Origin of the sequence: Rothia nasimurium, assembly GCF_049068285.1 — a bacterium.
Lineage (GTDB): Bacteria > Actinomycetota > Actinomycetes > Actinomycetales > Micrococcaceae > Rothia > Rothia nasimurium_I.
Genome location: NZ_JBLKPV010000001.1, coordinates 24952 through 39551 on the forward strand (window position 1 = coordinate 24952; position 14600 = coordinate 39551).

Annotated in this window: 10 protein-coding genes and 1 tRNA gene; 9 read left to right on the forward strand and 2 right to left on the reverse strand. The window is 57.8% G+C overall.

Features of this window, described 5'->3' with window-relative positions; all coding sequences use genetic code 11:
- Positions 1-117 precede the first annotated feature (117 nt).
- The 4 genes from nudC to ACMXX3_RS00105 all read left to right on the forward strand — a co-directional run bounded on the left by nudC (position 118) and on the right by ACMXX3_RS00105 (position 5759).
- Positions 118-1095 carry an NAD(+) diphosphatase gene (gene nudC / locus ACMXX3_RS00090; RefSeq protein ID WP_421082790.1) on the forward strand — a complete coding sequence of 326 codons (978 nt, stop codon included), beginning with the start codon at positions 118-120 and terminating at the stop codon, positions 1093-1095.
- Positions 1096-1265: 170 nt separating this feature from the next.
- Complete coding sequence (locus ACMXX3_RS00095; RefSeq protein ID WP_421082791.1) at positions 1266-3128, forward strand: family 43 glycosylhydrolase; 1863 nt, start codon at positions 1266-1268, stop codon at positions 3126-3128.
- A gap of 235 nt (positions 3129-3363) precedes the next feature.
- Positions 3364-5175 (forward strand): ATP-dependent helicase, encoded by a 1812-nt coding sequence (locus ACMXX3_RS00100; protein WP_421083132.1) that lies wholly within the window; start codon positions 3364-3366, stop codon positions 5173-5175.
- Entirely contained in the window at positions 5175-5759 is a 585-nt protein-coding gene (locus ACMXX3_RS00105; protein ID WP_421082792.1) for a M48 family metallopeptidase, read from the forward strand. The genes ACMXX3_RS00100 and ACMXX3_RS00105 overlap by 1 nt, the downstream gene beginning before the upstream one ends.
- Positions 5760-5828: 69 nt before the next feature.
- Here ACMXX3_RS00105 and ACMXX3_RS00110 read toward each other — a convergent pair whose 3' ends face one another.
- Complete coding sequence (locus ACMXX3_RS00110) at positions 5829-7223, reverse strand: zinc-dependent metalloprotease (protein ID WP_421082793.1); 1395 nt, start codon at positions 7221-7223, stop codon at positions 5829-5831.
- Between the two features lie 176 nt (positions 7224-7399).
- Here ACMXX3_RS00110 and ACMXX3_RS00115 point away from each other — a divergent pair, with 176 nt between their 5' ends.
- The 3 genes from ACMXX3_RS00115 to ACMXX3_RS00125 all read left to right on the forward strand — a co-directional run bounded on the left by ACMXX3_RS00115 (position 7400) and on the right by ACMXX3_RS00125 (position 11925).
- Positions 7400-8497, forward strand: a complete 1098-nt coding sequence (locus ACMXX3_RS00115) for a PDZ domain-containing protein (protein ID WP_421082794.1) — start codon at positions 7400-7402, stop codon at positions 8495-8497.
- Between the two features lie 147 nt (positions 8498-8644).
- A complete protein-coding gene (locus ACMXX3_RS00120) occupies positions 8645-11689 on the forward strand; it encodes a UPF0182 family protein (protein ID WP_421082795.1) in 3045 nt (1014 codons plus the stop codon).
- A 159-nt stretch (positions 11690-11848) separates the two neighbouring features.
- A tRNA-Met gene (locus ACMXX3_RS00125) sits at positions 11849-11925 on the forward strand.
- On the opposite strand, the gene ACMXX3_RS00130 is transcribed toward ACMXX3_RS00125, so the two are convergent.
- A complete protein-coding gene (locus ACMXX3_RS00130) occupies positions 11882-12409 on the reverse strand; it encodes a helix-turn-helix domain-containing protein (RefSeq protein WP_421083133.1) in 528 nt (175 codons plus the stop codon). The two genes, ACMXX3_RS00125 and ACMXX3_RS00130, sit on opposite strands and share 44 nt — an antisense overlap.
- Before the next feature lie 822 nt (positions 12410-13231).
- Here ACMXX3_RS00130 and ACMXX3_RS00135 point away from each other — a divergent pair.
- Positions 13232-13627 (forward strand): hypothetical protein, encoded by a 396-nt coding sequence (locus tag ACMXX3_RS00135; protein ID WP_421082796.1) that lies wholly within the window; start codon positions 13232-13234, stop codon positions 13625-13627.
- Positions 13628-13639: 12 nt separating this feature from the next.
- Positions 13640-14476 (forward strand): hypothetical protein, encoded by an 837-nt coding sequence (locus ACMXX3_RS00140; protein ID WP_421082797.1) that lies wholly within the window; start codon positions 13640-13642, stop codon positions 14474-14476.
- Positions 14477-14600 lie beyond the last annotated feature (124 nt).

The following is a 14600-nucleotide window of genomic DNA, read 5'->3' on the forward strand; positions in this document are numbered from 1 at the left end:
GTGCGGACAGCCGGTACCCTACGGGAAATACCAGGATTTTTTGATGCCCTGGGTAAGTCGTTAGTGGGGGAGGACGTCCCTGATCAGGGTTTGTATCCTTGGCCGCTACCACCTGCCTTGATCGCGGTTGACCGGGGCCGGGTGCTGGTGGGGGAGGACGGCGAGCTCCCCCTGGACCTTGCCCGGGTATGTGCCCTGCACCGGCAGGCCCTGCTGGAATACACAGCTACTGACCGTCACCATGCAGCAACTCTCATTTTTGCCGGGACCCGGTTGGTGCGTCCTTTAGCGGAATCTAGACCTGCCCTTCCTGAATCGGGTGAGGAGCAGCCCGTCCTCGCCCTGCTCGGGGACTTTGATCGTTACTTGGATCTAGGAGCTGAGCCCTTGAATCTTCAGGGCTTTGAGAATCAGGAGCAGACTGTAGCCGATCTGCTAGCTGCCCGAACGGGCGGTACCTGGGTGGGGGTTCGGGACCTCGCCGCCTACGGCTATGAGGGCAGGGGCGAAAGCTGGGCCTGGGGTGAAGTACTTGCTGCGGCAGCTGCTCTAGAAGCCTGGCATGGGGCATCTGGCTTTGATGAAAGGACGGGTTCCCCCACGTTTGCGGTTCGGGGCGGCTGGGTGCGGGTCACGGACGAAGGACGGGAGCTTTTTCCTCGTACGGATCCAGCCGTTATTACTGCTGTGACCGCTTTGGTTGATGGAGAGCAGAAAATTTTGCTGGGCCAGGCTAGGGCATGGGGTAGGGGCCGCTACTCTACCTTTGCTGGTTTTGTGGAGGCCGGTGAGTCTCTGGAAACTGCAGTGGTGCGGGAGGTTTTTGAGGAATGCGGTGGCCTGGTGCAGGTTCAAAGGTATGTGGGCTCTCAACCCTGGCCCTTCCCCCGGTCTCTTATGTGCGGTTTTATTGCTGAGATTTCTAATCCCGACGCCGTTGAGGCTGATGGAAGCGAAATTGAAGAGATCCGGTGGTTTAGCCGGGCTGAGCTGGTCCAGGCCTACCGCACTGGGGAGGTGCAGCTACCGGGCAAGGCCTCGATTTCCCGCCGCTTGATTGAACATTGGTTAGGCAGCCCCCTGGACGACCGGTAGTAGCTCTGGCCCCTGGGGTAGATGCTCTTCCAACTGACGGGAAATTGCCTATCTATCCTTTGTAGTAAATATGGTGCATGTTACTCTGTAATTATTCTTTTACCAGCAAACACACAGCTTGTGAAAGATTTACACTACATTTACTCACTCGCATAGATAGGACAGGCCTTATGGTTTCTGTTAGATCTCGCCTGCGCACCGTACAACGGATTGCTGCAGCTACTCTTGCTGGTGGTTTGGCTGCCCTGATGGCAGCTCCTCCCGCCAACGCTTACCCGGACGGACCCTGGTTCGTTCCGAATAAGCCCTACGTTACGACTGGCCAGTGGGTCAGCGGCCATAACATCACTATTGGTGATTTGGCTGATCCCGATGTCTTCGTTGAAAACGGCACCTATTACGCATACGGCACTAATGGCGGTGGCCGTAATGTTCCCTTGATTACTTCACAGGACCTTAAGCGCTGGACCACAAACCAGTCTTATCGTCCCGGAACCACGTCCCCTGATGGTCGTCCGATTCTGAACGGTAACGACTACTTCTACAATGACGCCCTTGCCCTCCCCGGCAAGTGGGCCCAGCGTGAACCTAACTGTAACGCCAGCACTTCAGGTTGCTATGAAATCTGGGCACCGGCTGTTGAAAAGGCTGCCAATGGCAAATACCTGATGGCATACGCTGCAAAAACAGTTTCTACTGTCCCAGGTGTTACCCGCTGGTGTATCGGCCTGGCTCAAGGTAACAAGCCTACCGGCCCCTTCTTCGATACGGCCTCAGCCCCCTTTGTCTGTTCAGATGACCCTGCAGGTGCAATTGATCCAGACCTCTTTAAGGATCCTGCTACCGGCAAGGTATACCTGTACTGGAAGAACGAGGGCAACGCTGCCCGCGCCACCAAGACAAATGTCTGGGCCCGTGAGCTGAACAATGCCGGCAACGGCTGGGCCGCTGGCTCCCAGGCTCGTAGCCTGCTAGCAACCAGTGTTATGACCAAGGCTGGTCAGCGTGACTCCCAGACCTGGGAAGAGACTCTCATTGAGAACCCCTCGATGGTCCGCTACCAGAACAAGTACTACCTCTTCTACTCGGGAGGCCAGTACTCCACCCTGGACTACCGCACCGGCTACGCTGAGTGCACCAGCGCCGTCGGCCCCTGTAAGCGCGTCAGCCACACTCCTGTTCTGCAGAACGACGCCCGCTGGTCCCTGGGCGGCCCCGGCGGCTCTAACGCCTTCCTGGATACTGCCGGTCAGCTCCGTCTAGCTACCGCTGCTTGGCGCCCCGAACGAGCAGGCTATGACTTGGCATGCCGTAGCGCTCGCGAGCGTTTCTTTGAAACGTCAACCGCCTGCACCAGCAACCAGCGATTCCTGCACATCGGTACCCTCCAGAAGTTCGGCCCCAACGGTCTGATTGCAGCCCCCAAGAAGTCTGAATTTGCCTGGACTGCCGCACAAAAGCATCCTGCACCCGTAGCATTCTCTGACTTCAAGGCCGGAACCCAGTTCTACGATGAGACCATGTGGCTGGCCCATACCGGCATCACCACTGGTTACCCTGACAGCACCTACCGCCCCCTTGCAAATATTGAACGTGGCGCTATGGCTGCCTTCTTGTACCGCCTTGCAGGCTCCCCTGCCTACACCCCACCTGCTCAGACTGCTTTCCGTGATGTCCAGACAGACCACCAGTTCTACAAGGAAATCATGTGGATGCGCTCTGTAGGCATCACCACCGGTTACCCTGACGGCACTTTCCGTCCTCAGGAACCCATTAGCCGTGAGGCAATGGCAGCCTTTATGTACCGGGCCGCAGGTAGCCCTGCAAACACCGGTGTCGGTGGCTTCTGGGATACTGGTAAATCAGGTTTCCAGCAGGAAATCGCCTGGGTGAAGAACCAGGGCATCTCAACCGGTTACCCTGACGGCTCATTCAAACCTAATGATCCCGTCAAGCGCGATGCCATGGCTGCCTTCATGTACCGCCTGACCCAGAAGGGTCCCCTGCTCGCTCAGCCCTGGCCCGGTCGCTAAAACACCACCTACCCAGGAATAAAGCCTGCTCCGCCCCGCCCCGCCCCGCCCCTCGACTGAGAGGTGGCGGGGCGGGGTCGTTTGGGCCATCACATAAGGATCGGTAGACGTAGCAGGGGAGCGGGCAGGGTTCTTCAGCCGGTAGACTGGTAAGGCTTATTGCCCCCGACTGAGGCGGGCACCCTGAAGAGACTGAAATATGGGGAAGAGGAGATTAGGGTTGCACAATAAAGCCATGAGGGCCCAGCCGCTTGCCCCTGTTTCCCCTAGCCCCGAGTCTATTTTGGAGGGTCTTGACCCTGAACAGCGGCGGGTTGCAACCGAACTGACCGGCCCTATGTGCGTCATGGCTGGTGCCGGTACCGGTAAAACCCGGGCCATTACCCACCGCATCGCCTATGGCATTGCCATCGGACGCTACCGGCCAGATTCCGTCCTGGCCCTGACCTTCACCACCCGGGCCGCAGAAGAACTCAAGGTCAGGCTACGGGAACTCGGGGCAGTGGGCGTCGTTGCCCGAACCTTCCACTCAGCTGCTCTTGCCCAGCTGAGACACTTCTGGGCGGTAGCCATTGGTGGTTCGGTTCCAACCATCATCAGCAACAAGAGCCAGTACATCATCGAATCGGCCCGCCGGTTGGGCCTGCCGACCGACCGGGCCCTTGTGAGAGACCTGGCCAGTGAAATTGAGTGGGCTAAGGTAAACCTGCTCACAGCTGAGTCCCTTAAACAGAAACTCAAGGGCAGGGAGCTACCGGGGAGCTACACCGTCATTGACATCGTCCGGCTCCTGAGAACCTACGAGGAGCTCAAAGACGAACGAAACGTCATTGATTTTGAAGATATCCTGCTGCTGACCATCGCGATCATTGAAGAGAACGATCAGATCGCAGCTAAGATTCGGGAACAGTACCGCCATTTTGTGGTGGACGAATACCAGGACGTTAGCCCCCTCCAACAAAGGCTTCTTCAGGCCTGGGTGGGGCCCCGGGATGACCTCTGCGTGGTGGGGGATGCCTCCCAGACCATCTACTCCTTTGCTGGAGCTACCAGCCGCCATCTCATTGATTTCCGCCGTACCTATGAACACGCAACCGTGGTGAAGCTCGTGCGGGATTACCGGTCTACCCCCGAGGTTGTCGACCTAGCTAACCGCCTGTTGGCTACCCGCCGTCCTGGCCCAGACTCTACTGCCCACTCTTGGGCGCCACCTCTTGAACTGGTCTCCCAGCGTAAGAGCGGCCCCCGGCCGGAGTGGTTTGAATATGCAGATGATGAAAAAGAAGCTCAGGGTATCGCTGAAGATATTAAAGACCTGGTGGAAAAGGACGGCCTTGAACCGGTTAATATCGCTGTCCTCTACCGAACCAATTCCCAGTCTGCTGCCCTTGAAGAGGCCCTGACTGCTGCCGGTATCAGCTACCAGTTGCGCGGGGCGGAGAAGTTCTTTGACCGGGCAGAGGTGCGGGCGGCGATGAGTATGCTGCAGGGCGCTGCTAAGGGGGCTGAAAAATCGGACGATGTGGGCCAGCTTGTTCGGGATAACCTCAAGAGTCTGGGGTGGAAGCCTACTGCCCCCCAGCGGTCTGGCCAGGAACGTTCCCGCTGGGAATCCCTGGAAACCCTGGTCAATCTGGCTGACCGGCTGATTGCTGACCGGGAGACTGAACGGGCCCGGGCCAAGGCGAACGGGGCCCAGGAGCTTCCGCCGCCTCTTACCCTGTTTGAGCTGGCATCGGTGCTCCACCAGCGGGCCTTGCATAGGGACGCCCCCTCCCTCAACGGTGTTACCCTGGCCTCCTTGCATGCGGCTAAGGGCTTAGAGTGGGAGGCTGTGTTCCTTGCTGGACTTTCGGAGGGGCTCATGCCCATTAGCTTTGCCCAGACCGCTGATGAGGTCGATGAGGAACGTCGTCTTTTTTATGTGGGAATTACCCGTGCCCGCACCCATCTCACCTTGACCTGGTCTAAATCGCGGACGCCCGGTGGTCGCGGTTCGCGCAAACGATCGCGCTTCATTGACGATGTAGCTCCTAGGGGTTTGTGATGGCTAAAGAGTCGGAAATCCGGCCTGCAACCGGTTCCTTCCCCGAACTTGAAATCGTTTACTCGACCAGGCGGAGGAAGTCTGTGGCGGCTAAAAGCCTGCCCGATGGTCGGGTGCGGCTCATGGTGCCAGCCTCTCTTCCTGCAGCCCTGGTCGAGGAGCATATTCAGCACCTTGTTCCCCGGGTGCTGGCTCAAGTGGCCCACACGAATGCTGGCCGTCGGGTGATGGGTTCAGACAGCTATCTTAAACAGCGGGCGTCAGCCCTCGTAGATCAGTACCTGCCCGAAGGTCACGAACCGGACTCGATTCGGTGGGTGAGCAACCAGCAGCGTCGGTGGGGGTCAGCTACCCCGGGCCGCTCTAGTATTCGAATTAGTAATGTTTTACAGGGGGCACCCGAGTACGTTGTGGACTACGTGATTTTTCACGAACTCTGCCACTTTGTGCATCCGAATCATTCGGCTGCTTTTCGGGCCTTAGAATCCCGCTATCCGCAGGGGGAAGTGGCCAGGGCTTTCCTGAAGGGGCTGGAGTTTGCTGAGCGGCAGAGTCAGCTGATGGATCCTTCTCATAAACCATAGGCTCAATACACCAAAAGACCAGCGGGAAACGGGGACGTCTGCCGCTGGTCTTTTCGGTGAGGGGTTGGTTTATTGTTCTTCGGGTTCTGAGGTTCCCCGATCGGTTGGCTCATCGTAGCCACCGGCGAGGAGCTTTTCGAGGGCCGCGTCGAGCTCATCTTCGCTGGCGTTGAGCAGGGCCCGGCGGGAGGCAAATCCTGCAGGATCGTCGAGGTCTTCGCCGGTCGGAAGGGTTTCTGGGCCTGCCCAGAGGCCGTCGCGGGCTTCATAGCCGTGGGCTTCGTCGTAGTGGCGCCAGAAGGCCAGGGCCTCGCGCATTTTGCGGGGGCGAAGTTCAAGACCGACGAGCTGGGAGAAGGCATGTTCGGCTGGCCCGCCGGTTGCGCGGCGGCGGGCCATGGTCTCGGCAAGCTGGGGGGCCTTGGGGAGGTTGCCGGTTGCCTGTTCGGTAATCAGGCTGACCCAGCCTTCTATGAGGGCAAGGAGGGTCTCAAGGCGGTCCAGGGCTAGCTTTTGGTCTTCGGTGTGCTGGGGCTTGAACATGTCCCCGGAAATCGCATCCATGAGGGAGTCTGGGTTTGAGGGGTCAAACTCAATGGTCTGGGCCGCATCTTGCATACGTTCCATATCGACGTGGATACCCCGGGAGAAGCGCTTGATGAGGGCGATAATATCTTCCCGCAGCCAGGGGTGGGTCTTGTGCAAACGAGTCAGGGCAGCTTCGCGCACTGCTAGGTAGAGCATGACTTCTTGGGCAGGGATTTCTAGGCCGTCTCCGAAGGCCGCAATGCCGCCAGGTAGGAGGGCCGACCGTCCTTGGGCCAGGGGAATGCCGATGTCGGTGGAAGAAACGACTTCTTCAGCCAGTTTGCCGATGGCTTGGCCCATCTGCATCCCAAACATCATGCCACCGATACCGGCAAAGATGTTGCCGCCCCCGAGCAAGCCTGAGATTTCCTCGGGCATTTGTTGCTGCATAGAGGTGGACATGGCCTGGGATACTTCTTCAGCTACCGGCCCTGAGATTTCTTTCCAGGTGGTGAAGGAGTTCTCCACCCATTCGGCCTTTGACCAGGCCTCAACCCCGAAGCTGGGACGGTCAAAGGCAGTGACGGGGTCCAGCCACAGGTCGGCTAGGGCAGAAGCATCGCGGACGGCCCCGACCTGGGAGGCGGTCACTGAAGGATCTTCGCCTGCGGCTACAACCTGGCGGGCGTGCTGCTTGGCCATGTCCCAGTTGACGGGTTCGTCGGTGGGCTGGGCGCTCATCATGGAATTAACCTGGGCGAAGATACCTGACATCATGCTGGGATCTAAGGGGAAACCCATGTTTTTGAAGTCGTCGGGATCGAAAGCGGCTGAGCCCCCCATAGCTGAGGGGTCGAATCCTTGTTCGCGAAGTTTTTTGATGAATTCTTCGAGAGGGTCGCGGCCTGATGATGGGTCAAATGGGTTCTGTGACACGGTGGTGGATTCCTCTGGTTTGGCCGGGGCGCACCGGGGCGCCTTAGGTCTTTGAATCTAGCCTACTGTTTTTTGCCGGTAGCTTGCCCCAGCTTTAGCCGTGAGCCAAGTGGGAGTTTGCCTGATTCTAGGGGACGGGGGAGGAAGGGCAATGGTTTTGCTAGTAATCTAGTAGCATGCTTTTTTCTCGCCGGAATGAACCTGCTGCCCCGTCCTCCCGTCGTCTTGATATGCGGCGGGTGAGTTCAGTGGGCACGACGGGCCTGTGCCTGCTGGCCTTTGTGATTCCGGTTGATTTCGTGACGGAGGCGCCCGGGCCGACCTTCAACACCATCGGGGATTACAAGGGTAAACCCTTGATTGAAATTGAAGGAACCCAGACCTACCCGGTAGCCGGAAACCTTGATATGACAACGGTATCCGTTGCAGGCGGCCCTAACTCAACCCTGGGTGCCCTGCAGGCTTTAAGTTCGTGGCTAGGATCATCCACCACCGCCCTACCCAGCGACCTCATCTACGACCCGACCCTCACCCGCGACGTCGTCAGCGCCCAAAACAGTGCCGATATGACCAACTCCCAGGAAGTCGCCCAGGCCGCTGCCCTCACCCAGCTCGGTATCGACTACGGGGAGCAGCTGAAAGTCTCAGGCACAGTTGAGGGTGGACCCAGCGCCGGACTCATCCAGGAAGGTGAAATCCTCACCGCCCTCGATGGCGCCCCTTTGAAAACCTATGCCGAACTCATCGACCTCCTCAACCAGGGCAAAGGGAAAGAAACAACCCTCACCCTCGAAAAGGACGGCGAAACCCGCGACGTTACCGTCACCCCCGTCCACAATGAAGAGCTTGATCGCTACGTCCTGGGCCTCTACCTCTCCCGCACCTTCGACTTTCCCATGCAGGTAACCTACGGGCTCGAAGAAGTTGGGGGCCCCTCAGCCGGCATGATGTTTGCCCTGGGCATCATGGACGAACTCACCGAAGGAGAAATGACCGGCGGCAAGCACATTGCCGGCACAGGCACCATCGACTCGGACGGCCGCGTAGGCGGCATTGGTGGCATCCGTCAGAAAATGTACGGGGCAAAAGAAGCAGGCGCAACCGTCTTCCTTGCCCCCACCGAAAACTGCAATGAAGTTGTAGGCCACATCCCCGACGGCCTGACCGTCATCGGAGTATCTACCCTTGATGAGGCTGCCCAAGCCGTCACCGCCATCGGCACCGGTACCGACCCAGCTACTCTCGCCTCCTGCCCCCTGCCCGACAACCAATAAGACCCCACCCAACCCCCGCTGTCTACAACAGCCAGCCCAGAGCGTAAAACCCAGGGGGTGCCCTCGAAACTCAAGGTTATCTTTGGCACAATGGTGCAAGTAAAGTGCCAACTTCAGCACACCACTCTCCAGCACTGAAGGAAACCTGTGAGCACCGCGAGTACCCCTCCCCGTTCCACGCCTCCTCGGAGCCCCCGCAACACCCCCCTCGGCATCACCGCGGCAATCATCGCCGTCCTCGTTGTCGTCTTCGTGTTCGCCACCCAGGTATACACCGACGTCCTCTGGTACGACCAGCTGGGCTATCTCACGGTGTTCATCACCCAAAACCTCACCAAGGGTGCGGTTTTCCTGGTAGCAGCTCTGTTGACCGGCCTGGCCGTCTGGGCCAGCATCTTCTACGCCTACAAGCACGGAACGCCCCCGGCCCCCACCCCCCGCCGACCCGGCCCACCCCGCATCGACTCGGACGGCAACCCCATCCCAGACCCCTACGCTGAGTTCCAAGACCTGTTCAACCAAAACATGGAACGCTACCGCCAGGGTGTCGAAAAAGTCCGCAAGGCAATGCTGGTGGTCGTTCCAATCCTCGTTGGTGCTTTCGTCGGCGTCGGAGCAATGTCCCAGTGGGAAACCGTCCTGCTCTTCCTCAACGGCGAAACCTTCGGTTCTGCCGACCCCGAATTTGGCAAGGACCTAGGCTACTTCATCTTCACCCTGCCCTTCCTCAACGTCCTGACCGGCCTGCTGACCACCATCATCATGTTCTCAGCTATGGCCGCGCTCGCCATCCACTACTTCTACGGTGGCCTGGTTGTGGGGGAGAAGGGGATCACCACAACGGTCTACTTCCGCCGTCACTTTGCCCTGCTCGGTGCCGCCTTCATCTTGGTGCGGGCGGTAACCCTGTGGCTGGCCCGCTACAACGCTACCCAGGATCAATCTGGCTCCTGGGCCGGTGCTATGTATAGCGACGTCAACGCCATTATTCCGGTCAACGCCATTCTGGCTATTGCAAGCCTGCTGGTTGCTGCCCTCTTTATCGTCGCAGCCTTCAAGGGTAGTTTCCGCCTGCCCATTATCGGCACTGCCGTCCTGGTCATCGCCTCCCTGGTCGCCGGCGGTATTTACCCCTGGGTAATCCAGCGCTTCCAGGTCGTTCCCAACGAACAGGCCACCGAAGCCCCCTATATCCAGCGCAATATCGACGCGACCCGGGCCGCCTACGGGCTCGATAGTATTGACGTCCAAAACTACGACGCCACCACCAGCACCCAGGCCGGAGCCCTCCGGGGGGAAAGCGAGACGATTTCTAACATCCGTCTGCTGGACCCCAACGTCGTTTCCGGTGCCTTCGCCCAGCTGCAGCAGTTCCGCCCCTACTACCAGTTCGGGAAGAACCTTTCGGTTGACCGCTACTCCATTAACGGCGTTGAAACCGACACTGTCATTGCAGCCCGTGAGCTCAACCCCGCCCAGAATGAAGGATCATCTTGGGTCAACCAGCATGTGGTTTACACCCACGGCTACGGTGTGATTGCAGCCTACGGCAACCAGGTTGAAGCAGACGGTAAGCCCAAGTTCATCCAGTCCGGCATCCGTGCCACCGGCGCAATTAGCGAGGACTACGAACCCCGTATCTACTTCGGCCAGAGCTCACCCACCTACTCCATCGTCGGCGGTAGCTCCGAGGACGAGCCCCTAGAATTGGACCGCCCCCAAACCGCCGATGACAAGGAAGGCTCGGACGCTAAGTACACCTTCAGTGGCAACGGCGGCCCCAACATTGGCAACGCCTTCAACCGCCTGTCCTACGCCATCAAGTTCCAGTCATCAGATATTTTGCTCTCGGACGCCGTCCGTCCTGAATCCCAGATTCTCTACGACCGCAACCCCTCCGAGCGCGTCAAGAAGGTAGCCCCCTACCTCACGGTGGACGGCAACCCCTACCCAGCCATCGTGGACGGTCAGGTGCTGTGGATCGTCGATGCCTACACCACCAGCAACCAGTACCCCTATTCCCAGGCTGCCCGCCTGGACTCTGCGACAGCAGATTCTGATACGGCTACCGGTGCCGCCCAGGCCCTGCCAAACACCCAGGTCAACTACATCCGAAACTCCGTCAAGGCTACCGTCAACGCCTACGACGGTTCGGTGACCCTCTACGCCTGGGACGACCAGGATCCGGTACTCAAGAGCTGGCAGAAGGTCTACCCTGAGACTGTCCGCCCCTATAGCGAGATGTCAGCCTCCCTGATCGATCATGTGCGCTACCCCCAGGACCTCTTCAAGGTCCAGCGAGAGATCCTCAACTCCTACCATGTGACGAACGCGAGCAGCCTCTACAACGGAGATGACCGCTGGTCAATCCCCAACGACCCGACCAACGACAGCGGCCGGCCCCTGCCGCCCTACTACATGTCCTTGCAGATGCCGGGTGAAGATTCAGCCCAGTTCTCCCTGACTACCAGCTTCATCCCCCAGCAGTCTGACAGCAACTCCCGAAACGTCATGTACGGTTTCCTGGCTGCTAACGGCGACGCTGGCACCGGTAAGGACGGCGAGAAGGCTGATTCCTACGGCAAGCTCACCCTCCTGGAGCTTCCCCGGTCATCTGTTGTTCCTGGCCCCGGCCAAGCCCAGAACGTCTTCAACTCCGATACCTCCGTATCGACCGAGCTGAATCTTCTGCGCCAGGGTGCCTCGAACGTCATCAACGGCAACCTGCTGACCCTGCCGGTCGGTGACGGTATCCTCTACGTCCAGCCGGTTTATGTTCAGTCCTCCGGCGATGCCGCCTACCCCTCCCTGCGCCGCGTCCTCGTGGGCTTCGGCGAGAAGGTTGGTTTCGCCCCCACCCTGGAAGAAGCCCTGGATGAACTCTTTAGCGGTTCATCAGGTGCTGAGACCGCAGCTGACGCTGGTGTGGACGATGCCCAGGCTGCTGAAGCTACCGGTGATCAGACTGCCTCAACTGATGCCAGCCTGACCGGAGCCCTGCAGGACGCCCGCCAGGCCATGCAGGATGCGGACGCAGCAATGAAGGCCGGGGACTGGTCAGCTTACGGCGATGCCCAAAAGCGCCTCAACGACGCCCTGCAGCGGGCTATTGAGGCAGAGGGGCTTGACGGAACAGCAAGCACCTCAGCAGATGAGGCAACCGCTGAACCCAGCCCCACCCCGTCCAACTAGATCCTAGTGTGGCAAGACGGCGCCCCTTCCCCGGTAAGCAGGGGAGGGGGCGCCGTCCTTTTGTTAGACGGGGTTAGCAGTGAAATTTATGCTCTCACTCACAAATGTCAGTTTGGGCTTGCATGATGGGTGTGGGGTGCGTATAGTTATATGAGTCGCCGCGGGGTGGAGCAGTTCGGTAGCTCGCCGGGCTCATAACCCGGAGGCCGCAGGTTCAAATCCTGCCCCCGCAACCACTTGATAAGTCGCTCCTGTTGGAACTAGTTCCACAGGGGCGATTTTCTTTTTGGCCCTTCCTTCTTGTGATACCTGCAAAGGGGAGGGGCTTTTTGCATTTAAGAGGGCAGGGCCCACCAGTTCGGCTACCGTGATGCCGAAATATGAGGCAATGATAAGAAGCTCGTTGAAACTAAAGCTAATCTCACCCTTTAGTCGGCGGTAGATGCTGGCTTGGGGAACCCCCAGAATTTCACCTAGTTTAGTCTGCGTTATCTGACGGCGGCCCATCCATGCACGAACTTCTGCGGCTAGGGCTGTATCTGCTGTAAGTGTAGTTGTTTCCATACGGTTGATTCTACAGCGTAGAAACACATTATCAATCGAAATATGACGCAAATATATCGAAATGATGTACTTTCTGTTGTGGAGTACGTCGAAATGACGTAATCTATGTTTCATGGACATCGACGAAGCAATCTCAACAAATATCCGAGTCTCCATCTTGCGACGGCGGACAACCCAAAAGCACTTAGCAGAGGGGCTAGGGATGACCCTTGCGGCTCTTCAAAATAGGCTGAGCGGGCGCGTGGAATGGCGCGTCAAGGAAGTCGAGCTAGCTGCCCAAGTTCTTGATACAGACCTGTGCGAACTTCTTAAGTTTGAACCGACTCACCAAGAGGGTCTGGTGGCCCAGTGAGCAGCAAGGCTATTGAATGGGCACGCACTCACGAGTTCGAGAATGGGGCGGTAGTTCGTACTGCAATTCTTCGATTTCTTGCAGAGCAGGCCGACGATGACGGCTACATTGCCGATCATGAAGGTGATAAGGGCGTTGCTTTTATCATGCATGAGACCGCAGCGGGTAAGCGGACTGTGATTCGTACCTTGAAAGAGTTTGAAGAGGCCGACTTGCTGCACCGTGAACGTCGCCCTTACAAGCGATTTGGCGGACGCCCAACTGACCTGATTGTGTTGCATCTTTACAACGTGGGAACTAAGACCCCTTGGCGAACCCTTAAAGCACTAAAGCAGATTCATAAGGCCGGGCAGGCACATTTTGGTGCGCCCCTAGAAACTCTAGATGAGTCAAAGAACCCTGTGGATAACTCAGCTACAGCACTAGGTGCCACTCTGGCACCTAGTTATGAAACCACTAGTCAGACACTAGGTGTCACTCTGGCACCTAGTGGTGTCTGGGTGCCAGAACGGCACGACTTAGGTGCCACTCTGGCACAAACTGATGAGGTTGCCTTAATAGGAACGCGCGCGCGGACTATCCCAATGACTATCCCAGTCAGTCAGTCGGTCAAAGAAAATGCCGCTGTGGAAAACTCACGGACTGACGGACTGACCGAAGAAGCAAAAAATCAGAAGCCCGCACCCGTCATCACCCGCGGAGTCAATCACCAAGAGCTACGCGGAAACCTGCACCAGGCAGGACACGACACCTCAACCGTTACCGAGGAAGTGCTGGCCCAAATCATCGACATCATCTTTGCCCGCTCAACCCAGGACGTCCGAAGCCCTCAACGGTTCGCCTTCTCCTGCATCGCCAAAGAGTTCCGAGAGCTCGTGTCCCTGGCTGAATCAGTCCTTGAACACAACAAGCCCGCACCCGTAACTCAGCGACTAACCTGCCCCATCCACCACACAGAACATCTAGCCGGGCGCGAGTGCCCCGGCTGCCGAGCAGACCGACTAGCTGCAAACAACCAATAGGAGGAAAACGCCATGAGCACCACTATCGAAAAAATCGTTGCCCCAGCTCTTGCAGAGGGGGACGTACTCGAAGAACTAACAATCCTCGAAGCCAAAAACCTCACCGCACAACTGCGCGAGTCCCTGCACGAATCCAGCAAACTCTACATACACGCCTGGCAACACCAAGTTTGGAAAACTCTGGGCTATGACAGCTGGGACGCATACATCAATGGAGAGTTCGGAGACCTGCGGGTAAAACTCACCGGCCAAAAACGAACAGAAACGGTTATCGAGATGGCAGAAGCCGGTATGCCTACACGCGCTATCGCAACAAGCACCGGCATCTCAAAATCATCAGTGAACCGGGAAATCCAAAAAGCCCAAGCAGCTCAGAAACTACCTGAAACGCTGGAAACAACTGGGCTAGACGGCAAGGTACGAACCAGCAAGAAAAAGCCTGCTTTGGAGATGGACGATAGCTTTCTCGACACGCCAGTTGGTGATTTAGGGATTGGCTACTTCAAGGGCTCAACACCAGCCCAGAAGCCAGAGAAAGAACCCCAGACAAGCAGCCCACAAACGACAGACCACGGGTTGCAGCAGGTACAAGATTTGGCCCGGCAAATGGAAGAAGCCGTAAAAGTCTCGATCCTCTCCAATCAAAAACAAAAATTCGACCCTGGGCAGGTCACGCACCAGCTCGTAACAACCACCACCCGCTCACTGCTGGCAACAGCCGGGCTCATCAATCAGTTCAATCTTCAACCGGACTTGACCGGGGAAAACGAGGAAATCATCAACATCTTGGAATCATCCGTGGCAACACTGGATGCGGTACTAGCAGCACTGCGAGGCGATGATGAGTAACCACTTTTTGAGCACAAAAAAGTGGGAGCCGAACCGCAAAATCCAGACTCCCACTCATTTAGATAACCAGCAAACACATCAAGTTATTCAACGACCAGATGCAACAGGCTATCCCGGTCAGTTT

Excerpts from the sequence above, each read along its gene's own strand:
- ACMXX3_RS00130 (WP_421083133.1), bottom strand. The coding sequence starts at position 12,409 with ATGGAGACTCGGATATTTGTTGAGATTGCTTCGTCGATGTCCATGAAA.
- ACMXX3_RS00105 (WP_421082792.1), top strand. The coding sequence starts at position 5,175 with ATGGCTAAAGAGTCGGAAATCCGGCCTGCAACCGGTTCCTTCCCCGAA.
- ACMXX3_RS00115 (WP_421082794.1), top strand. The coding sequence starts at position 7,400 with ATGCTTTTTTCTCGCCGGAATGAACCTGCTGCCCCGTCCTCCCGTCGT.
- ACMXX3_RS00100 (WP_421083132.1), top strand. The coding sequence starts at position 3,364 with ATGAGGGCCCAGCCGCTTGCCCCTGTTTCCCCTAGCCCCGAGTCTATT.
- ACMXX3_RS00140 (WP_421082797.1), top strand. The coding sequence starts at position 13,640 with ATGAGCACCACTATCGAAAAAATCGTTGCCCCAGCTCTTGCAGAGGGG.
- ACMXX3_RS00095 (WP_421082791.1), top strand. The coding sequence starts at position 1,266 with ATGGTTTCTGTTAGATCTCGCCTGCGCACCGTACAACGGATTGCTGCA.